Annotated in this window: 20 protein-coding genes, 1 tRNA gene and 1 other RNA gene; all 22 read right to left on the bottom strand. The window is 38.9% G+C overall.

The features are described from left to right. The gene (locus tag VRHSUH10_RS03000; protein ID WP_005386121.1) at window positions 1-297 is read right to left on the bottom strand and encodes a DUF1292 domain-containing protein; all 297 of its coding nucleotides are present in this window, start codon (window positions 295-297) and stop codon (window positions 1-3) included. A gap of 28 nt (window positions 298-325) precedes the next feature. After that, window positions 326-745, bottom strand: coding sequence for a Holliday junction resolvase RuvX (gene ruvX / locus VRHSUH10_RS03005; protein ID WP_005386119.1), 420 nt, complete (start codon window positions 743-745; stop codon window positions 326-328). Then, window positions 745-1,005, bottom strand: coding sequence for an IreB family regulatory phosphoprotein (locus tag VRHSUH10_RS03010; RefSeq protein WP_009351224.1), 261 nt, complete (start codon window positions 1,003-1,005; stop codon window positions 745-747). The genes ruvX and VRHSUH10_RS03010 overlap by 1 nt, the downstream gene beginning before the upstream one ends. Before the next feature lie 154 nt (window positions 1,006-1,159). Further along, window positions 1,160-3,775, bottom strand: coding sequence for an alanine--tRNA ligase (gene alaS, locus VRHSUH10_RS03015; RefSeq protein ID WP_105089391.1), 2,616 nt, complete (start codon window positions 3,773-3,775; stop codon window positions 1,160-1,162). Between the two features lie 215 nt (window positions 3,776-3,990). Next, entirely contained in the window at window positions 3,991-4,800 is an 810-nt protein-coding gene (locus VRHSUH10_RS03020) for a C40 family peptidase (RefSeq protein ID WP_105089392.1), read from the bottom strand. Between the two features lie 83 nt (window positions 4,801-4,883). Next, window positions 4,884-5,894: a glycosyltransferase family 2 protein gene (locus tag VRHSUH10_RS03025; protein ID WP_105089393.1), complete on the bottom strand. Its 1,011-nt coding sequence runs from the start codon at window positions 5,892-5,894 to the stop codon at window positions 4,884-4,886. Between the two features lie 524 nt (window positions 5,895-6,418). Next, window positions 6,419-6,796, bottom strand: a complete 378-nt coding sequence (locus VRHSUH10_RS03030) for a hydrogenase expression/formation C-terminal domain-containing protein (protein WP_105089394.1) — start codon at window positions 6,794-6,796, stop codon at window positions 6,419-6,421. Window positions 6,797-6,842: 46 nt separating this feature from the next. Further along, window positions 6,843-7,421 (bottom strand): HyaD/HybD family hydrogenase maturation endopeptidase, encoded by a 579-nt coding sequence (locus VRHSUH10_RS03035; RefSeq protein WP_105089395.1) that lies wholly within the window; start codon window positions 7,419-7,421, stop codon window positions 6,843-6,845. Continuing rightward, on the bottom strand, window positions 7,414-8,223 hold the full coding sequence (gene cybH, locus VRHSUH10_RS03040) for a Ni/Fe-hydrogenase, b-type cytochrome subunit (RefSeq protein WP_105089396.1): 810 nt from the start codon (window positions 8,221-8,223) through the stop codon (window positions 7,414-7,416). Before cybH ends, VRHSUH10_RS03035 begins: the two co-directional genes overlap by 8 nt. A 14-nt stretch (window positions 8,224-8,237) precedes the next feature. Then, complete coding sequence (locus tag VRHSUH10_RS03045) at window positions 8,238-10,139, bottom strand: nickel-dependent hydrogenase large subunit (RefSeq protein WP_105089397.1); 1,902 nt, start codon at window positions 10,137-10,139, stop codon at window positions 8,238-8,240. Further along, window positions 10,139-11,278, bottom strand: coding sequence for a hydrogenase small subunit (locus VRHSUH10_RS03050; RefSeq protein ID WP_105089398.1), 1,140 nt, complete (start codon window positions 11,276-11,278; stop codon window positions 10,139-10,141). The genes VRHSUH10_RS03045 and VRHSUH10_RS03050 overlap by 1 nt, the downstream gene beginning before the upstream one ends. Window positions 11,279-11,559: 281 nt before the next feature. Further along, complete coding sequence (locus VRHSUH10_RS03055) at window positions 11,560-11,889, bottom strand: co-chaperone YbbN (RefSeq protein ID WP_105089399.1); 330 nt, start codon at window positions 11,887-11,889, stop codon at window positions 11,560-11,562. 57 nt (window positions 11,890-11,946) lie between these two features. Next, window positions 11,947-12,297: RNase P RNA component class A (gene rnpB / locus VRHSUH10_RS03060), an RNA gene on the bottom strand. A 50-nt stretch (window positions 12,298-12,347) separates the two neighbouring features. Next, entirely contained in the window at window positions 12,348-13,451 is a 1,104-nt protein-coding gene (locus VRHSUH10_RS03065) for a Nif3-like dinuclear metal center hexameric protein (protein ID WP_105089400.1), read from the bottom strand. A gap of 15 nt (window positions 13,452-13,466) precedes the next feature. Beyond that, entirely contained in the window at window positions 13,467-14,198 is a 732-nt protein-coding gene (locus tag VRHSUH10_RS03070; protein ID WP_105089401.1) for a class I SAM-dependent methyltransferase, read from the bottom strand. A 172-nt stretch (window positions 14,199-14,370) separates the two neighbouring features. Further along, window positions 14,371-14,445 (bottom strand) — tRNA-Ile (locus VRHSUH10_RS03075). A 62-nt stretch (window positions 14,446-14,507) separates the two neighbouring features. Further along, a complete protein-coding gene (folE, locus tag VRHSUH10_RS03080) occupies window positions 14,508-15,071 on the bottom strand; it encodes a GTP cyclohydrolase I FolE (protein ID WP_105089402.1) in 564 nt (187 codons plus the stop codon). A 103-nt stretch (window positions 15,072-15,174) separates the two neighbouring features. After that, window positions 15,175-15,909: a 4Fe-4S cluster-binding domain-containing protein gene (locus VRHSUH10_RS03085; RefSeq protein ID WP_105089403.1), complete on the bottom strand. Its 735-nt coding sequence runs from the start codon at window positions 15,907-15,909 to the stop codon at window positions 15,175-15,177. Further along, entirely contained in the window at window positions 15,896-16,234 is a 339-nt protein-coding gene (queD, locus tag VRHSUH10_RS03090) for a 6-carboxytetrahydropterin synthase QueD (protein ID WP_004696395.1), read from the bottom strand. The genes VRHSUH10_RS03085 and queD overlap by 14 nt, the downstream gene beginning before the upstream one ends. Before the next feature lie 195 nt (window positions 16,235-16,429). Further along, window positions 16,430-17,593, bottom strand: a complete 1,164-nt coding sequence (gene rpoD / locus VRHSUH10_RS03095) for an RNA polymerase sigma factor RpoD (RefSeq protein WP_105089404.1) — start codon at window positions 17,591-17,593, stop codon at window positions 16,430-16,432. A 23-nt stretch (window positions 17,594-17,616) separates the two neighbouring features. Next, window positions 17,617-19,389, bottom strand: coding sequence for a DNA primase (dnaG, locus tag VRHSUH10_RS03100; protein ID WP_105089405.1), 1,773 nt, complete (start codon window positions 19,387-19,389; stop codon window positions 17,617-17,619). A 251-nt stretch (window positions 19,390-19,640) separates the two neighbouring features. Continuing rightward, complete coding sequence (gene rny / locus VRHSUH10_RS03105; RefSeq protein ID WP_255403550.1) at window positions 19,641-21,185, bottom strand: ribonuclease Y; 1,545 nt, start codon at window positions 21,183-21,185, stop codon at window positions 19,641-19,643. Window positions 21,186-21,213: the final 28 nt, after the last annotated feature.

The following is a 21,213-nucleotide window of genomic DNA, read 5'->3' on the forward strand; positions in this document are numbered from 1 at the left end:
CTACTCGCCATCTTCCATTTCTTCATACAATTTTACTAGAGTCTCAAAAACTTCATCTTCTTCATCTAAAGGTACGTATACTTCTACGCCTTCTTCATTTTTTTCGATGCTAGCCAAGATCATGTATGTGTCATCTTGACCTTCGTGGTCTGCCTCTTCGTCTTGTACATGTACAAGAACTGCATACTCACGACCTTCATGGTTTAGAACAACATCTTCTGTGAAGTATTGTTTATTGCCGTTTTCGTCTTCGAATTCTAAATAATACACTTCACCTTCAAAGTTTTGGTCAACCATTGGAAACCCTCCTTGTGGAAAAAAAGATTTATTTATTGAACTGCAAGCGATCTAAGTATCCTTGCAAAATTACAACCGCTGCCATTTTATCAATAACGGATTTACGCTTTTTACGACTTACGTCAGCTGCAATGAGTTGGCGTTCAGCCATAACCGTAGATAACCGCTCATCCCAATATGAAACAGGTAAATCGATGACTTCTTTCATCTTTTCAACGAATTCTTCAGTCTTTTCAGCTCGTTCACCTTTTGTACCATTCATATTCTTCGGCATACCTACTACAAGCTCATGTACTTCATATTCAGCAATGAGTTCTTGTAAGCGATTAAAATCTTTTTCAAGAGATGTTCTACGAATGGTTTCAATACCTTGTGCTGTCATGAGCAGTGCATCACTACAGGCAATACCGATAGTACGGCTGCCCACATCTAATGACATAATTCTCATTATAGTTGTTTTGCCTTTGCGTATTCTTTCAACAATTCCTCAATCAAGTCATCCCGCTCTAAACGACGGATATCAGAACGTGCATTATTATAGCTTGTAATGTACGCTGGATCTCCAGAAATAAGATACCCTAAGATTTGATTGATTGGATTGTAACCTTTTTCTTGAATAGATTGATAAACACGAGTAAGAACCTCTTCAGCTGTCATCGGTTCATCGTCTACTTTACGGAATAACATAGTTTCATCAGAAACCTTCATCGTATCCCTCCTTTTTATTACATTGGCAAGCTTCACTGTAAAAGTAAAACCTCGCCTCCTATTATACTTGAATTAAAGCTACAAAGTCAGTAACTTTTTATGCATTATAAAATTTTTCTATAACAGATACAAGTATAATTATAAAATTATATGCCTATTGTAACATAGATGTTAAAGCTTCACCACCAGCTTTTAATGCATCCATCAATTTAGCTGGTTCTTTACCGCCTGCTTGAGCCATATCTGGACGGCCACCGCCATTACCACCAGCTACTTGAGCTGCGGCTTTTACGATGTTACCCGCTTTAGCACCTTTAGCTACTACATCTTTGGAGACTTTACATACAAAGTTAACTTTGTCATCACCCATAGCAGCGCCTACGAGCACTACGCCAGAACCATCTAATTTATCAAGGCCCATATCAGCTAGATCACGTAATTCATCAACAGAGGAAGCTTTTACAGAAGCCGCTACAAATGCTACATCGCCAATCATAACCTTACCAGCAATGATATCAGCTGCTCCCGCTGCAGAAAGCTCTTTACGAATTTGTTCTAATTCTTTTGCAGTTTCTTTTGCTTCTGCCAAGACTTGATGTAAGCGTTCTTCTACTTGAGGAGCTTTAGTTTTAAGTTCCCCTGCCATGCGTTCGATAGTCAAACGATCATGTTTTGCTGCATCAAGAGCTGCACGACCTGTAATCGCTTCAATACGACGTACACCAGAACCGATACCAGCTTCAGAAGTTAAGCGGAAGGAACTAATGAAAGCAGTATTGCCTACATGAGAACCACCACATAATTCAACGGAGAAACCAGGAACCTCTACAACGCGAACTACATCGCCATATTTATCGCCAAAGAGTGCCATTGCACCTTTCGCTTTTGCTTCGTCCATGGACATTTCAGCAATAGCTAGGTCTGTAGCTTTTAAAATCTCTTCATTTACAAGAGCTTCGATTTGATCAAGTTCCTCTTGTGTTACAGGGGAGAAATGAGTGAAGTCAAAGCGCAAGTAATCCGGAGTTACTAGAGAACCAGCTTGGTTAACATGCTCGCCAAGAACCTTTTTCAATGCTGCATGTAACAAATGTGTTGCTGTATGGTTGCGAGCCATTGCTGCGCGACGATTTGTATCCACTTCAAGTGTTACATCATCACCTTCAGAGATAGAACCTTCTACAACAGTACCGATATGATATACAGTGCCTTCAGGTAAACGTTTTGTATTATGAACCTCTACCTTACCCATTGGGCCAACGATAAAGCCTGTATCACCTAATTGACCGCCCCCTTCAGCATGGAATGGAGTAGTGCGTACGATAACAGTAATTTCATCGCCATCAGCTGCTGTTTGCAAGCGTTCAGAACCTTTACCAAGCATCAATACGGAGGATGCAGTTTCTGCTTCATCTTCAACAAGTTCTTCGTCTTTCAAGAACGTAATGTCTGGTGTTGCTACCTTCGCATCTTCTTTTACACGAGCTTCACGAGCGCGTTCACGTTGTTCCTTCATAGCTGCTTCAAAACCTTCATGGTCAATTGTAAAGCCGCGTTCAGAAGCGATTTCTTCTGTTAATTCCCAAGGGAATCCATATGTATCATAGAGTTTAAATACTTCTGTGCCAGGAACTACAGTAGCTTTTTCAGCTGCAAGTGTATCGATTAAGGAGTTTAATAACTCAAGACCTTGTTCCAATGTTTGGTTGAAGCGTTCTTCTTCATTTTGTACAACACGTTTAACGAAGTCTTGTTTTTCTGCAATGGATTTAATACCAGGGCCAAGGATGTCTACGACTACATCAATAAGTGGTGTTAAGAAGATACCCTCAATACCAAGCAAACGACCATGACGTACAGCACGACGTAAAATACGACGCAATACGTAACCGCGACCTTCGTTGGATGGCAATACACCATCGGAAATCAATGCAGTAACAGCACGAGCGTGGTCAGCAATAACCTTCAAAGAAACATCTGTATTTGGATCTTCGTTATACTTAACACCAGCGCGTTTTGCAGTCGCTTCGATGATTGGGAAAATTAAATCTGTTTCAAAGTTTGTTTTACAACCTTGTAATACGGAAGCCAATCGTTCAAGACCAGCGCCAGTATCGATGTTTTTATGTTGCAATGGTTCGTAGGAACCATCTGGCATTTTATTGAATTGTGTAAATACTAAGTTCCAGATTTCAAGATATCGATCGCAGTCACAACCTGGTGCACAGTTAGGATCATCACAACCATGTTCAGGACCTTGGTCGAAGAAGATTTCACTATCAGGACCGCATGGACCTTCACCAATTTCCCAGAAGTTATCTTCAAGACGTGTAATGTGGCTTTCTTCTACACCACAATCATTATGCCAAGTATCATATGCTTCTTGGTCATCTGGATATACAGTTACATATAATCTATTTTTATCGAGTTTAATAACTTCAGTTAAGAACTCCCATGCCCAGTGAATCGCTTCTTTTTTGAAGTAATCACCGAAGGAGAAGTTACCAAGCATTTCAAAGAATGTATGGTGACGAGCTGTGCGACCTACGTTTTCAAGGTCACCAGTACGCATACATTTTTGGCTTGTTGTAATACGATGACAAGGAGGTACCAATTTACCTGTAAAGAAAGGCTTCAATGGCGCCATACCTGCCCCGATCAATAATAGAGACGGATCGTTTTCTGGAATAAGAGAAAAACTATCTAATTTTAAATGTCCTTTGCTTTCAAAAAACTGCAAGTATGCTTGACGCAGTTCATTACCCTTCATGTGTATATTCCTCCTAAAATTATTTACTCTTCATTATAACGTAAAACCGATATAAAATCTATCAAAAACATTGAGGTCATGCGGAGTTCCTATACTTTTACAATGAGAAAAGTTAGGATAAAATTCAAGTTTTACATAAACGAAAAAGAGGTTATACAAATCAACAGAACATAATTGATTCGTATAGCCTCTTTTAAAGCTAGTTATATATTAGCTTAGATAACGCGTTTTGCGCCGATATAGCGTTCACCCCAATAGCCAGTATCAAGATCTGCTACTGCAACACCACGACTGGAAGTGGCGCTGATGAACTTGCCATCGCCAATATAAATACCAGAGTGAGACGGACCTGGTTCATATGTTTCAAAGAATACCAAATCCCCGGCTTTCAAGTTTGCACGAGAAACTTCAACACCTACGTTATATTGTTCATCTGCCAAACGTGGTAAAGAGATACCTTGTTTCGCAAATACATATTTAACATAACCAGAGCAGTCAAAACCACTTGGAGTAGTGCCACCAAATACATATGGTACACCGCGGTATTTGTCCGCTTCTGCCAAGATAGCGTGAATGCTATTTGGTGTTTCGCTTTTCGTAATATTATTTAATTTAATATTTTTGCCAGTAATGGATTGACCTGCAATACGACGAGACGTCGCATTGTTGTTTGTGAAAGCGGATTTTGTCGCTACTGCTTTTGTCGCTGCATTTTGAGTCAATACTGCCTTCGTAGAACGAGGAGCACTCATCAATGCATTATACGTAGCAGGACCTACGATACCGTCCACTGGTAAGCCACGATCTTGTTGGAACAGACGAACTGCCCATTTCGTTTCTTTACCATATACACCATTTTTATCTGTAGCATTATAACCGTGTTTAATTAGTTGTTGTTGAACCGCTGTAACACTTTTGCCCTTATCACCATATTGTAATGTTGTTGCACCTACCATGGCTGTTGTGGCACACACAAAAGTTAATGTTAATGCCGTTATTTTAACCTTACTATATTTTGACTTCATATGCTTCCTTTCCAAAAACTTTTAAAGTAAGTTATTTATTCAAAATATACTAACCGTCTATTTATTTGCATTCACAAATACAGCTAGTCTTCTTTGCTTTTGTGAGTATAAGTCTCAGGTGCCATAAACACATCTGCACTACTAGGTCCAAGTAATGGAGCCTCTTCATGCTCATCAAAGTTTATGGCTGACTTAACCCAATACAAAGGCCGTTGCTTCACCTCTTCAAAAATACGACCTACATACTCGCCAATAATTCCCAGTCCGACGAGTTGAATCCCACCAATGAACAAAATTGATACGCCCAAGGTAGTCCATCCATTCAAGGCTTGACCCGTAAGATATACATACAAGAGGTGCAATATAAGCAAGAAGCTTAACCCACCACATAGTACACCGACGTACAAAGCAGCCCGTAAAGGAACTCTTGAAAAGGCTGTTACCCCATCGAGAGCAAATCGTATCATTTTGCGCACACTAAACTTTGAGACCCCTGCAAAACGAGGTGGCGCCACAAAGTGCAACTCAGCTTGTCTATACCCTAAGGCACCAACAATACCGCGCAAGAAACGACCATGTTCTCTAAACCGTTTCAATGTGCCCAATGCTTTACTATTCATGAGGCGGAAATCAGATCCACCTTCAACAATAGGAACATCGGCCATTTTGTTCATTAGTTTGTAATAATACTTAGACGTGAAAGATTTAGCCCAACTAGCATCTTCAGTTGAATCGCGTATGGTGCGCACCACATCATACCCCGATTCCCACAACCGAACAAGTTCAGGAATCAAAGCTGGTGGATGCTGCATGTCACCGTCCATTGTAATAACTGCATCTCCATGAGCATAATCAAGACCACAAGTAAGCGCAGTCTGATGCCCAAAATTACGAGCAAGCAATAACACTTTGACATGTTTATCATTGTAAGCAATTTCACGCAATATCATAGATGACGAATCACTAGAACCGTCGTCTACGAAGATCAGTTCATAATCGTACGTGAGTCCTGACATAACATCAGTTACAGCTTTATAAAAATTCGCTATGTTCTCTTCTTCGTTATATACAGGCACTACAATAGAAAGTAACATAAATCCTCCAAAGTATTTTACTCACATATTTTAAGTTAATTAGTAAATTAAGGCAAATCATCAAGGTTAACAATAGGCAGATTTATATCTATAAACTCAGTGAATAAGCGATTTCTTCACACTCTACCGCTTTTCCTCTTCATTTACCTTATATATAAGTATTACAAATAAGTAAAATGACATTTTATATACGAAACTACTTAATAAACCGTATTATAAAATAAATTTATATCGGTAAAAAGATAATAAATACTGTTATTAACTAACTAAACTAATAATTAATCAAAAAATAAAATATATTTTTTACATCAAATACAAGAAATTTAATTAATTTCATTTAATTTTCATGAAACCCATCGTAATTTTACAAATTTTTCTTTATATAAACCAATTATATATACTTAAAATATGAATAAAATACTAACATTATAAAAAAACAAAGCTAATTTAATGATTCTAACTAACTAAATCACCAAAATATTCTCCTACAGAGAAGAAAGAGACCCTGATAAGGGTCTCTTATATTATAGGCCAGCAGCATCAATCCAAGATTGTAAATCTGCCTCTGCTAGTTCCATATCCTCTTCATATGCACCAGCTACGACTGGATACTTAGCAACCTCTACAGTGTGCAAAATCGAATCATCTCGGCCATTTTTAAAGGTGCCAATCCAAATTCCAGAGAATTGAGATTCATACCACTCTACAGGCTGATCTGTTTCATTGAAGTTAATCGTAATATGACCACGACCAAGTGTTTCTAATACCTCCACTTGCTCTTCTTCTGCAAGACCTGTTTTCTCTATATAAATAGAATAAGTCTCACCTGTTTCACGCAAATTTTTAAGTGCTAAACGCAACTCATTTAAAACGGCGCGAACATTACCATAATTCTCAATCATAAATACTCCTATTAGAGATAAATTTACATCTTATAAACCTATTAGTTTAAGTGTTAGGTTCTGCAGTTACGCCCCATTCTCGTAACACATTGAGTACACGCTCTTTCACCTCTGGTAAAGCTCGTTGTACAGGTGCACTAGGTTCAAAACCAATCTCTAACGATTCTGGTTCCACCCCAATAACAACAGCATCCTCTAAGGGATCTTCTTGAATGGCGCGGATACGTAAAATATCTTGCATTCCTACTTCGTGTACAGAAATATGTTCTGTGAAATATTGTTCTAATTCCTTATGAGGGAACTCATATATAGTTCCTGGAGCTTCCCCACCATTAATAGCGTCTACGAGCAGAATTTTCTTCATACCACGCATATACGTAAGCAGCTCCATCCCCATCGTTCCACCATCAATAATAGAAATAGACGGTTTAAATGTGAAAGACTCTTTCAACTCTTTTACTACATGAACCCCTAACCCCTCGTCAGTAAGTAATATATTACCTACACCGAGGAGGACGATTTCATTATTACCATCATCATAAAGGCTATTTAAATCAATACGCGGACCCTCTGAGTCCGCGTATTTTTCCAAGCCACTGATGATTTCAGTACTTGTATTAGTCATTTTCTTGTAATTCTCTTTCTCTAGGATCGTTAGGATCACTTGGACGATATGTTGTACCAGATGGTTTATCGATACGTTCACCACGACGGCGTTTGCCATTGAGGTCTTCAATATCGATTGGATCATGCGCATAATACTTCATACCGGAAACCATGGCAGATACTTCACCAGATTCTTCCATAACGTCTTCTCGGAATGCCATGTACACATGAACAATAGTAAAGAACAAGAAGCCCCAAGCAATATAGTGATGGATAATATGAACCTTGTATTCACCACCAAATAATGTAACAACTGGAGCAAATAAAGTTCCTAAAATACCATTAGGATTAACCATTGAAAACATGGCAAAACCCGTTAAGATTTCAAAGAAGAACATAATGTACACCATCATGTACGCAGTTCTCGCTAAGGAGTTACGAAGCCAATGATGTTCATGCTTTTGAGGAATCATCAAATAGTGCAATGTAGTTTCTTTAAGACCGTACCAATACCGTTTTTGACGGAATTTAGGTAATAATCTGTCCCCTCGATTCCAAAGAGCACCAGCAAATCGGAAGATAAAGGAGAATGTTAAGATAACACCCGCAATGAAATGGATACGACGCATAGTTTCCATAGAGAACCAGCCGTCAATTGCAAAGGTTGGTTCTGGATTACCTGTAATAGCTGCAAATCCTGGATCACCAATATATAGGCCAGTCCAGAATAAAGCCGTTACACTAAGCACCATAGTCCAGTGGAATATGCGCAGCCATAAACTAAATACGACATACGCCTTTTTGTCAGTATGTATTAACATAAGCCCACCACCCTTTATTTACACAATGCATCTGTATTGACGGAAACAATTTTTTCGCCTTTTTTATTGTATAAATGGGTTGCACATGCGAGACATGGGTCGAAGGAGTGAATTACCTTCAAGATTTCAAGTGGTTTATCTGCAATTTTTACATGTGTATCAATCATGGAGTCTTCGTAGGCACCATGTTCGTTAGCTGCAGTCTTAGGACATGCATTCCATGTAGATGGTACGATACATTGATAGTTTGCAGAGCGACCATCTTTAATATGAATCCAGTGACCCAAACCACCACGAGGAGCATCTACAAGGCCAACACCTTTAGCATCTTTATCCCATGTATTTGGCTCAAATTTAGTCATATCAGCCACTGTAGTGTCACCATTTTTGATATTAGCAACGAGTTTATCAAAGAAGTATTGACTCATATTTGCTGCTACTTGTGCATCAAGGCCACGACATGCTGTACGACCAACCATTGTAGTCATCCATACATGAGCAGGAACGCCAAGTACTTGAGATACTGTATCGATTTGACGAACAATCATGGATTCTGCCCAAGTTGGATCTTTAATGATACCTTGTTTTACTTTTGTATATACAACGATATATTTTGCTAATGGGCCAACTTCTGCAGTTTTGCCTTTGAAAGTTGGGGATTTAATCCAAGAATATTTTTTATCTTCATCAAGGAATTCCCATTTTTCTTTTGTACCAGATTTAGGGCCTGTAAACTTAGGATCTGTAACACCTTCGATAGGATGAAGAGAGCTTTTACCATCTGGATATGTGAACCAGGAGTGATCAACCTCTTCACTGAGGTATTGAGGATCCATGAAGTCTTTACCTTCTAATGGAATAAATGTAGCTTTATCTACGCCTAATGCAAAGTTTTCAACTACGCCATTAGAACGAACGACACATTTTTTATGGTAGTCACCATTAGAAATGCCAGAATATGTATCATCTGGATAGTCACCGTAGGACATAACGCGTTTTTTCGCAAGGCCACCGCCATCAATCATGCCTTTTTCTACATACATTTTGCCGATAGCTAATAGATCTGGCACGTAGAAATTATTTACCAAATCTTTAGCCAATGCAATAGATTCTTCTACCGCAGCAAGACGTTGTGTATTAATAGGCGCATTCATATCATTCATAGAAATAGAACATGGCATGCCACCTACAACATAGTGCGGATGAGGGTTTTTACCACCAAATACAACGTGAGGAATTACGATATCACGTTGACGATCAAGAATATTCAAGTAATGGGATACGGCCATCAAATGAACCTCTGGTGGCAACAAATTATAATCAGGATGATCCCACCATTGAGCGGAGAAAATACCCAATTGACCAGATTCTACAATTTTCTTAATCTTTTGTTGTATAGCTGTGAAATAAGCAGTTGTAGCTTTAGGGAACTCTTTAGGATATGCAGAGTCTTTAGACGCAGTTTCAGCAGGCGCTAAACCACTTACATTATAAGTAGCTAATACGTCATTTTGTAATTGTGCGGTTTTAGCTGGATCTGCACTAAGAGCTGCTACAGGGCTAACCCAGTCAAGAGCATGCAAATGATAGAAGTGAACAATATGGTCATGTACATCTAAACAACTATGCATGATATTACGAATGTAGTTTGCATTTTTAGGAATTGTAATGCCAATCGCATCCTCCACAGCACGTAATGCTGCTAAGGCATGTGTTGAAGTACATACACCACAAATACGTTGTACGAACGCCCAAAGGTCACGAGGATCGCGATCTTTAGCAACAAGTTCGATACCGCGCCAAGCAGTACCAGAAGACAATGCATCCTCTACTTTACCACTCGCTTCATCAACTTTTATTTCTACCCGTAAATGACCTTCAATACGGGAAATCGGATCTACTACTACGCGTTTCATTAGTGACCTCCTCCATTATTATGTTTCTTTTCATCCCATAAGCCTTGTTCTTTTAAGCGTTTTTCTTCTTTCATATCAAGAATTTTATTACGCGTAAGAGTTGCAGCACCATGAACGATAACTGCTGCAGTAGCACCAACAGCAGCCACTGTACCGATTGTATCAGCAGTTGTGATGGTATTAGCTAATGGAATATCTGGTAAACGTTTGTAGAATACGTCATTATCCCAGAAGCCCTTTTCAGAGCAACCAATACAGCCGTGACCGGATTGAATTGGATAGGACAAACCATTCCACCAACGTAAGTTACCACAAGAATTATATGTTTGAGGTCCACGACAACCTACTTTATACAAGCACCAACCAGATTTGGATGCATCGTCGTCGAATTTTTCAACGAAGAGACCAGAGTCAAAGAAGGCACGGCGGTAGCATGTGTCGTGAATACGATTGCCATAAAATTGTTTAGGACGACCTTGAGAATCAAGAGGTGGAATTTGACCAAATAATGCATAGTGCATGATTACACCAGTCATAACCTCTGGAATTGGAGGACAACCCGGAACTTTGATAATAGGTTTACCAGATACAACAGAAGATACAGATACTGTATTTGTTGGATTTGGTTTAGCCGCTTGAATACCACCCCAAGCTGCGCAGGAACCATATTCAATGATTGCTGCTGCGCCTTTAGCCGCTTCTAATAAGGATTCTTTAAATGTGCGACCACCTACTGTACAGTAAACACCATTTTCATCAAGTGGCACACCACCTTCAACAGCCAAGATGTATTTGCCTGCTTTTTCTTTGATGATTTTCTCTAAATGTTCCTCTAATGGTGCACCAGATGCAGCCGCCAAAGTATCATCATATTCAAGAGAAATCATGTTTAAAATTACATCAGATGTAAACGGAGAAGATGAGCGAATGAATGATTCACTACAACCAGTACATTCATGACCATGTAGCCAAATTACCGTAGGCAATTCAGTTGTTTCAGCTGCCTTAACAACAGTGTCTAACATCGTTGGTGGCAAGCCTAGAATAGCGGTGAGTGCTACACAGGATTTCATAAATGTGCGTCGACTCAAACGTCGCTCTTGGAAGAGTGTCCATAAACTGTTTATACGATTCTTCACGGAATATAGCCTCCTTACAACAACTTTGCGCAATATATCAATATTACTTAATGAACTACAACTATTATGATAATAATCATACTATGAAAATTAAATAATGTACTATCTAATTCGTCACAGCTATTATGATAACAATCATATTCTTACTACTTTATTATATCACTTAATATTTATGAAAACTATATAATTCAAATAAAAAAGCTGTATACAAGAAAATTTATTTAACTTGCATACAGCCTTGTATTATATATTTTTTATAAAATTCATTAGTTATCAATAAATTAGATAACTTCCTTGATTAGGGACTCAAGCACATCAGCTTTCTTGTAACCCACAAGGGAATCAAGCATTTTGCCATCACGGAAGAACACCATAGATGGAATACCATCGATATCTTCTTTCAACAAAATACCACGAAGATTTTTATCTTCTGCATCAACACTAAAGAACTCTACTTGACCTTTTAAACGTTCAGCTACTGCTTCTACTTCTGGACGCATAACAGTGCAAGGTTCGCACCAGGCAGCCCAGAAATCAACAATAGCTAAACCTTTAGAGCCAAGTACTTTTTCATCAAATTCTTGTACACTAGTAATCGCTGTAATTGCCATGAAGTTCTCCTAACAAAGATCTACAATCTTATATACTATAAATTATATCTTAAATATGGAAGCAAGCAATCAATAAGCCGAGTTCTGTTCCGCTTGCGCGGTGACGATTATCTTTCTAGGCGTACAGTCGCCTGCACGCTCGAGCGACACAACCCGGAAGGTAGGCGGGACCACCCTTAACCCTTCCCTATTCGGTCTTGCTCCGGATGGGGTTTACCGAGCCAGCCTGTTACCAGACTGCTGGTGAGCTCTTACCTCACCTTTCCACCCTTACCACTGACGTGGCGGTTTCCTTTTCTATGGCACTTTCCCTAAGGTTACCCTCGCCAGACGTTATCTGGCATCCTGCCCTATGGAGCTCGGACTTTCCTCGAGTCCTATGGACTCGCAACCGTCTTTCATACTTGCTTCAATTCAGTTTATCATAGCTAGCCTATTTGTTGCAAGAAAATGCAATATTATAAGAAAAAGAAATCATTCTGTTCTGTAAAAGCTTTCACAGGAACAGGTACATCTTGACTAAGTAAATAGTCACTTAAGCCTCTCGCAACAATAGATTCTGTGCCAAAATGTCCCGCATCAACTACGAGCAATCCCAGCTCTTTAGCCAATTGGGCATCATGATATTTCACATCGCCTGTAATATATGCATCCACATGTAGCCGAGCTGCATCCTTAATAAATTCTGCGCCAGCACCAGAGCATAGTGCTATAGATTGTATTTCTTGAGGAGCTACCCCAGCAAAACGAATATTAGCCTCTGGCAATGCTTCCTGAACCCATTCACGGAGTGTATCTAAATTGAGTGCATTTGGCAAACGACCAATACGACCTAAATATTGAATCGAACCTTTTAGCTCAACCAAGGATACTACTTCATAAGCCACCTCTTCATAAGGATGAGCTTCTTTCATCGACTCTACAACTTGACTTAAATGTGTACCATCAACGACAGCATTCACTTGTACCTCAGTTGCGACCGTTAAAGCACCGGCTTCACCGATAACAGGATGAGAATCTTCGTTACCAATGAAGCGACCTTCACCATGAATACTAAAGCTACAGTACTCATAGTTACCAATTTTGCCAGCACCAGCAGCCCCCATAGCATGACGAACCGCATCAGCTGCATTTTCAGGTACAAATGTAGTTATTTTATATAATGCATCTTCACCAGTTTTGATAAACCCCTTAACGTCTATAAGACCTAATCGTTCTGCCAACATATCGTTTAAGCCACCCGGTGCAATATCAAGATTCGTATGGGCACTGTATACGGCAATCTTATGCTGAATCAATTTATGAATCATGCGACCTTGAGTCGTATCACAAGATAATTGTTTTAATCCTTTAAAAATTAACGGGTGATGACTAACAATCAAATTACAGTCATGTTCAATGGCATACGAAATGGTTTCCTCTGTTACATCTAATGTAGTTAATACACCTATAACCATAGCGTTTCGGTCCCCTACCATAAGGCCTACATTGTCCCAAGATTCGGCATAGGATCGAGGTGCTAATTGTTCCATTAAGGCAATGACTTGTTGAACAGTTGTCATAAAACTCACTTCTTTCTATCTACTTTCTAAAAGGCTGCGAAGAAATTCGACTTCGCGCTCTAAATCCCGATATTTATCAGTATGACTCAATTTCTCTGTCATACCATCTAAGGCACATTGTCGTTGATATATTAAATATTCAATATATTTCGTCCAAAGTTGTGGACGTTCTTGTTCAAGAAGAGCTCCTACTGACCATAGCAAGGATTCTTCAGGCAATGCGGCATACACATTTTCATGATTTGCTGTGCCCGTATAGTTTTCCAGGCAATCCTCGCGAATCGCTAAAAACGCAGTATATAATTTACCGGTATCTTCAACAATAATTTCAAGAACAATAACATAGCCTTTTTGCACCATATACTGACGCAATTCTTTTTGCCCATTTTGTGGTTGTAATACATAGAATTCCAACGGTTCAGGCCCGGCATCTACGATATCGCGCATCAAGAAGCCCCCCATACCACAGCAAATGGCACCATTTAATTCGCCCTTCTCCGTAACCTTGAGACCATCTCCTAAACGACAATCAATTTTAGAGCTTAATCCACAAGATTGAACATATTCCTTTGCAGACTCTAAAGGTCCTTTATGTACATCACCGGCTATAACAAAGTCAGCACGATTACGGTTGATAAGTTCTACTGCTAAATATCCATGATCAGTACCAATATCAGCTATCGCGCGAGCCTTTGGCACAATCGCAAACACCGCCTCTAAGCGATCCATCATAGGTCTAGGTTCCATAATTCCTCTATTTATTATTTATCTCTTAGTAACCTCTTAAATCAGACGATGGATACTGTAGAGTATCATCTACTATCCATCTTAGTAATGACTATTGTATCTAAGAAATAAATGGATTACATATAAAAATAACCGCCCTTAAAATCTCAAGGACGGTAGATATCAACATAATTGGTGGGCCCACCTGGGATCGAACCAGGGACCGACCGGTTATGAGCCGGTTGCTCTACCCCTGAGCTATAGGCCCACAGTTAGTTTCTAGCTTATTAATTATACCGAATAGCCTAACTATTAGTCAAGATATCTAGTCTATGACTGTTTCATCAACATAAACCGGTGAATCATATTATCTTCGTTAAATACACCCTTTGTAGCTAATGTAGTAGTCTGGCTATCTGTAGATTTAATCCCTCTTGCACTCATACAACTATGAGAAGATGTAATATGAACAATAACATCCTCTGACCCTGTAGCCAGTGAAATAACTTCACCGATATCTTCTCCAATTTTCTCTTGTAATTGCAATCGTTTGCAACACATTTCAGCAATGCGAGGTATTTTAGATAATCCAATAACACGACCTTTAGGAATATAGCCAATGCTAATACTCATATCATACATCAAAGCCATATGGTGTTCGCAATGGGAAAAACATGTAATATCCTTTACTACAACCATTTGATTTGTATCAACTTCAAAGGTCTTACCATACATCTCTGCAATCTCAGCATTCGTATACTGAATTCCTTCGTATACCTCTGCCATCATTTGAGCTACGCGCTTAGGCGTTTCTACTAAACCTTCACGATTAGGGTCCTCCCCCAAGGCTTCTAGCAATTGATATACAAGTGATTCTATTTTTTCTGTATCCATATGTTCCCCTTTATATCAAGGTGTCATCATATCATAATGTATCATACTGCATAAAAAACATTCGATACTCTACACTCGATACTCTACCTACACCCTAACTATACTATACACCTTTCGCATCAGGATCCCATACAAATTTATGAATCTGTAATTGGAATCGTACATTTTGTAGATTATGCTCTTTCAAATAATCAATAATGGCAGCCGCCTCAATCTTCCCCCACACTGGCGATACATAAATTTGAGCCTTTGTAGGATATTGATTAATCATATGACGCATACAGTCTAAATCCTCTACGGAACCTACTACAAATTTAATTAAATCCTGTTCCCTAGAAACTTTAAATATATCTAAATTCATAGATTCCTCAGCTAAAGAGGATGGTGTTTTATAATCGTAGGTAAACCACACATTTTCTCGGTGAAAGCTCGGTATAATCGTACCATTTGTTTCAATATTGAAATCGTAGGGACTTTCACTATCTAATACGTCTTGAGCGTCTTCAGATACGTTAGTCGATTGTTTATCAACACACAGTTTATCCTCTAATTTAGCAGATTTACGACGATTTAATTCATCGATTAGCTCCAGCACAGCAGCTTCTTGTAATAGTGGCTCACCACCCGTAATGGTGATTCGATGATTTCCTAAACTTTCAATAGCATCAGCCACCTCTCGGACGGTCATGTCTGTGAAAGTACTATCAATACCATAGCTATAGGTAGTGTCACAATATGAACAGCGTATATTGCAATCATGAAGGCGTAAGAATGTGGTTAATAGCCCTTGCCGACTTCCTTCACCATCAATAGACCCGAAGATTTCAATCACGTTCATAAATAGCTGTGTTCCCTTCAGACTCTTGAACCTCTACCTTGAAACATTTAGGGCCCAACTCATCAGCAATCCATTTTGCCATGTTTTCAGCAGTAGGATTGATATCGCCTAATACATCATTGATATGGCGATGATCTAAGCGGCCATGTATTTTTTCTTTAATAATGGTAAAGTCAATAACCATGCCATTATGGTCTAACTCTTCAGAACGAGCATGAACCGTAATAATCCAATTATGCCCATGAAGATTTTGACATTTGCTTGGATAATCTAATTTCAATTGGTGAGATGCACTCACCTCTAATCGTTTTGTAACTGTAAACATTATATCTCCTAAATATTATATGAACTTTAATATATTATATGCACTTTAATATTTACTATTTATTACATTAAAAGGCTTTAACGTACTTTTATCACGTACTTTTATCACTTACGTTTACTATCTTTAATTATATCACAAAAGGGTTGCAACACAGCACAATAGCACTGTATTACAACCCTCAAGAGATTCCACATCTTATAAGAAGTCTTTAATTTTATCGCGTTTACCACGATTGCGCAATTTAGTAAGCGCCTTACCTTCGATTTGACGGATACGTTCACGAGTTACATTGAAATGTTGACCTACTTCTTCCAATGTACGTGGTTTACCATCTTTCAAACCAAAACGCAAGATCAATACTTGTTGCTCACGGTCAGTTAAGCATGTAAATACATCTTCAATTTGTTCTTGTAATAAGATGTAGCTAGCTGCATCATCTGGAGCAATAGCATCTTGGTCTTCAATGAAGTCTCCCAAGTGAGAGTCTTCCTCTTCACCAATTGGAGTTTCCAATGATACTGGTTCTTGTGCGATTTTTTGAATTTCACGCACACGCTCTACCGTAATACCCATACCTTCTGCAATTTCCTCTGGTAATGGTTCACGACCTTTATCTTGCAACAATTGTCGGGAAATACGAATCAGTTTATTGATTGTTTCTACCATATGTACTGGAATACGAATTGTACGAGCTTGGTCCGCAATAGCGCGAGTAATCGCTTGACGAATCCACCATGTAGCATATGTGGAGAATTTATAACCCTTTGTATAATCGAACTTATCTACAGCTTTAATAAGGCCCAAGTTACCTTCTTGAATCAAGTCCAAGAATAACATGCCGCGACCTACATAGCGTTTTGCAATACTTACAACTAAGCGCAAGTTCGCATCTACCAATTTTTTCTTAGCCTTTTTGGCAAGTTGAATATCTTTATATGTAGCATCTTCTGCTGCGCCAGCTTCAATTTGCTTTGCTAAAACGATTTCTTCATCTGCAGAAAGCAATGGGACACGACCAATTTCCTTGAGATACATACGTACAGGATCATCAATGTTAACACCAGAGTCTACACTTAAATCGATGGAGATATTCTTTTCATTAGAAGTATCTTCTTCATCCTCTTCTTCTGGTTCTATTGGATTAGCGTCCGCATCCTCACTGTCGATATCAGCCACTACTTCAATGTTTAATTTACCAAATGTAGTATAAATATCATCTAATTGTTCTGCAGTAAGATCAGTCTGCTCATGAAGAGCATCTGAAATCTCTGATTGTGTCAACACACCGTTTTTTCGGCCTTTTTCAAGAAGTTGTTCTACAATCTCCTCTATTTGACTTTTTTGTACTTTCTTAGCCACAGCGCTCTCCTTCTTACATTATATTACTTAGACCATTCTCTAATTAAGTTCTGTATTTCCTGACACTTATGTAATTCGCTAATAAACGTCGAATCTCCTGCCCGTTTTAGTTGATCCGCCATAATTGAATGCGCTTTATACTGTTCACGCAATGAATGAAGCCTTATCTTGCGGATTAATCCAGGCACTTGCACCTTATATTCATCGTCACTCATAACAACCAATCTAGAGTAAATATCATACTCTGATGGTGATAAAACAGACTGAATGGTAGTATCATCTAGGCGACCTTCTCGTTTAAATAAGGTGAATATCTTTTCTATTATACCGCGATATTCAATTTTTTCAAAGTCCTCTAATGGCAAATAGCTCATCATATGTTGTAACACTTCACCATCTGTAAAGGCTAAGGACAGTAATTTTTCTGCATCACCTTTAGGTAAATCCTGTGTTGGCAAAGGTGCAGATGCAGTATCAACTAATTCTATTTGTCCTTTTTTTACATAGTCTCTAAAATATCTAAAGATACTACTATTATCAAGCCACAAAGGTAATGCCAATGTCTTTAATGCATCATCCCGTTGTGTTTGACTATCTATATTAGCAATATATGGGAATACATCAGCCAATACAGCTTGCTTCCCTTCCGTATCATTTGTGTCGTGTTTAATTAGGGACTCACTCAATAAATAATCAAGAGGCTTAACCGCTTTAGCCACTAAATCTTTAAATGCTTGTCCCCCATGATTGCGTACATAATCATCTGGATCTTTGCCATCTGGCATAGCGAGAACACGCACCTTGAAGTCCGTATTTTGCAATAATTCTATAGCTCTAGCCGCCGCTTGACGACCTGCTCCATCCATATCATAGGCCAGTACAATTTCATCAGCCTGCCGCATCAAGATATGCCCATGGTCTCGTGTATAAGCCGTCCCCAAAGATGCTACCACATTAGTAACACCATGGTTATGGGCAGAGATAACGTCCATGTACCCTTCCACAAGGATAGCTTGTCGTTCTTGACGAATGGATTTATAAGCCTTATCAAAGGCAAATAGTAGTTTCCCCTTTTCAAAGATGGCCGATTCTGGTGAGTTCAAATATTTTGGTGTACTATCATCCATGACACGTCCACCAAAGGCAACTACACGACCTTTGCCGTCCATGATAGGGAACATAATACGGTTTCTAAAGAAATCATAAAACTGCCCCTTTTGGTTTTTACGGACTAAATTCAATTCCAAGAGAATCGAATCATCGATCCCCCGTTCGTGAAAGGCACGATACAACTTATCCCAACCATCTGGAGCAAAGCCTAATTTAAATTTTTCAATCGTCTCTTTTGTAAGGCCCCGTTTTTTTAAATAATCAAGGCCAACCTTACCAATGGATGTTTGAGTAAGGCAGTTATGGAAGAATGTAGCCGCTAATTCTGATGCTTCATATAGTTTTTTTCGTCGTTCATCTCGAGCTCGTTGTTCAGGTGAAAGTTTAGCCTCTGGCAATGGAATATTAGCGCGATTTGCAAGGCGTTCTAAAACCTCTACAAAGCTTAAATGCTCTAGTTCCATAAGGAATTTAATAACATTCCCCGACGCATGACAACCAAAACAATAATAAAAGCCCTTTTCAGGGGCAACACTAAAGGACGGCGTCTTTTCATTATGAAATGGACAACAACCCCAATAGTTCTTGCCACGTTTCTTTAAGGCTACATGCTCAGATATTACTGATACAATATCATTTGCATCTTTGATTTGTTCAATCAATTCATTTTCAAAATATCGGCTCATAGCCAACGCTTCCTTCCCTTATATATATTAATTCGATATACAAATAAAAAATCCTCTATTTGTAAAGTAATTTAATCAATTATCAAATCGACCTATTTAGTAACTAATACGAATTATAGGAATCACCATCTATTATGGATCAATACATGGTGATTCCTATACGCCGTATCCTTTTATAGTCTGCGAATAATATTTGATAATAATAGGCTGCAATGAAATCATTGCAGCCTATACTTATCGCTTATAGCATATTATTTTGCGTAATCCACAACGCGAGTTTCACGAATAATTACGACCTTAATTTGGCCTGGATATTCGAGTTCAGACTCGATGCGTTTTACGATATTCCGAACGAGTAATGTAGACTCAGCTTCATCAATCTTATCCGGTTTTACTACAACGCGAATCTCACGACCTGCTTGAATAGCAAAGCATTTTTCAACGCCTTCGAAGGATTCAGCGATTTCTTCCAATTTAGATAAACGTTTCAAGTAGTTTTCTAATGTTTCTCGACGTGCTCCAGGACGAGCCGCAGAGATAGCATCAGCAGCTGCAACTAATACAGCTTCTACAGATTGGAACTCTTCATCACCATGATGAGCGCCAATGCAGTTAATTACTGCTGCGCTTTCACGATATTTACGAGCCACATCAACACCGATTTGAACATGAGAACCCTCAAGTTCACGGTCCAATGCTTTACCAATATCATGGATTAAACCACCTCGTTTAGCCAATGTCACATCACAGCCTAGTTCAGCTGCCATCAAACCTGCTAAATGAGATACTTCAATAGAATGTTTCAAAACGTTTTGACCGTAACTAGTACGATATTTCAAACGACCTAAGATCTTAACGATTTCAGGATGTAAGCCGTGAACATCAGCTTCAAATGTTGCTTGTTCACCAGCTTCTTTAATAGTTTGGTCAACCTCTTTACGAGCTTTACCAACCATTTCTTCAATACGAGCTGGATGGATACGACCGTCTACAATCAATTTTTCCAAAGCAATACGAGCCACTTCACGACGAATTGGATCGAAACCGGAAAGAATAACTGCTTCTGGTGTGTCATCGATAATCAAGTCAATACCTGTTAATGTTTCAAGTGCACGAATATTACGGCCCTCACGACCGATAATACGACCCTTCATTTCATCATTAGGCAATGCCACTACGGATACGGTAGTCTCCGCTACATGGTCAGCTGCGCAACGTTGGATAGCAGAGGAGATAATTTCTTTTGCTTTTTTCTCCGCGTCATCCTTAGCTTGCTGCTCCATTTCCTTAACCATAATCGCCGTTTCATGACGAATTTCTTGTTCCACATTCGTTAACAAGATATTCTTAGCTTCTTCAAATGTCATACCAGAAATACGTTCCAATTCTGCCATTTGTTTTTCATACAAAGCTTCAATTTTTTCACGGCTTTGGGCTAAGTCAGCTTCTTTGCGATGTAAAGCTTCCTCTTTGTGCTCAATATTGTCTAATTTTTTATCCAAAGATTCTTCTTTTTGAAGAATACGACGTTCCATACGTTGAAGTTCAGAACGGCGATCTTTATTTTCTCGTTCTACATCAGAACGGAGCTTATGAATTTCTTCTTTCGCTTCTAATAAAGCTTCTTTCTTTTTAGACTCAGCTGTGCGTTCACCGTTAGCGATGATACGTGCAGCCTCTTGCTCAGCTTGATTCAGTTTTCCTTCAGCAATATTTTTTCTTAAAAAATAGCCTACCCCTAGTCCAATCAGTACCATTACCACTGCAATTAGACTATACTCTAAAATCAGTCTCACCTCCTCTTAAATTCTCAAAATTGAGCTT

This window comes from Veillonella sp. T11011-6 (assembly GCF_002959755.1).
Taxonomy (GTDB): Bacteria; Bacillota; Negativicutes; order Veillonellales; family Veillonellaceae; genus Veillonella.

What these genes read in the sequence shown, in the direction of transcription:
- VRHSUH10_RS03045 (WP_105089397.1), bottom strand. Translation starts at nt 10,139, where the DNA reads ATGAAACGCGTAGTAGTAGATCCGATTTCCCGTATTGAAGGTCATTTA.
- VRHSUH10_RS03025 (WP_105089393.1), bottom strand. Translation starts at nt 5,894, where the DNA reads ATGTTACTTTCTATTGTAGTGCCTGTATATAACGAAGAAGAGAACATA.
- VRHSUH10_RS03070 (WP_105089401.1), bottom strand. Translation starts at nt 14,198, where the DNA reads ATGGAACCTAGACCTATGATGGATCGCTTAGAGGCGGTGTTTGCGATT.
- folE (WP_105089402.1), bottom strand. Translation starts at nt 15,071, where the DNA reads ATGGATACAGAAAAAATAGAATCACTTGTATATCAATTGCTAGAAGCC.
- VRHSUH10_RS03030 (WP_105089394.1), bottom strand. Translation starts at nt 6,796, where the DNA reads ATGATTGAGAATTATGGTAATGTTCGCGCCGTTTTAAATGAGTTGCGT.
- VRHSUH10_RS03035 (WP_105089395.1), bottom strand. Translation starts at nt 7,421, where the DNA reads ATGACTAATACAAGTACTGAAATCATCAGTGGCTTGGAAAAATACGCG.
- alaS (WP_105089391.1), bottom strand. Translation starts at nt 3,775, where the DNA reads ATGAAGGGTAATGAACTGCGTCAAGCATACTTGCAGTTTTTTGAAAGC.
- VRHSUH10_RS03065 (WP_105089400.1), bottom strand. Translation starts at nt 13,451, where the DNA reads ATGACAACTGTTCAACAAGTCATTGCCTTAATGGAACAATTAGCACCT.
- VRHSUH10_RS03085 (WP_105089403.1), bottom strand. Translation starts at nt 15,909, where the DNA reads ATGAACGTGATTGAAATCTTCGGGTCTATTGATGGTGAAGGAAGTCGG.
- VRHSUH10_RS03055 (WP_105089399.1), bottom strand. Translation starts at nt 11,889, where the DNA reads ATGGCAATTACAGCGATTACTAGTGTACAAGAATTTGATGAAAAAGTA.
- dnaG (WP_105089405.1), bottom strand. Translation starts at nt 19,389, where the DNA reads ATGAGCCGATATTTTGAAAATGAATTGATTGAACAAATCAAAGATGCA.
- cybH (WP_105089396.1), bottom strand. Translation starts at nt 8,223, where the DNA reads ATGTTAATACATACTGACAAAAAGGCGTATGTCGTATTTAGTTTATGG.
- VRHSUH10_RS03000 (WP_005386121.1), bottom strand. Translation starts at nt 297, where the DNA reads ATGGTTGACCAAAACTTTGAAGGTGAAGTGTATTATTTAGAATTCGAA.
- queD (WP_004696395.1), bottom strand. Translation starts at nt 16,234, where the DNA reads ATGTTTACAGTTACAAAACGATTAGAGGTGAGTGCATCTCACCAATTG.
- ruvX (WP_005386119.1), bottom strand. Translation starts at nt 745, where the DNA reads ATGAGAATTATGTCATTAGATGTGGGCAGCCGTACTATCGGTATTGCC.
- VRHSUH10_RS03010 (WP_009351224.1), bottom strand. Translation starts at nt 1,005, where the DNA reads ATGAAGGTTTCTGATGAAACTATGTTATTCCGTAAAGTAGACGATGAA.
- VRHSUH10_RS03020 (WP_105089392.1), bottom strand. Translation starts at nt 4,800, where the DNA reads ATGAAGTCAAAATATAGTAAGGTTAAAATAACGGCATTAACATTAACT.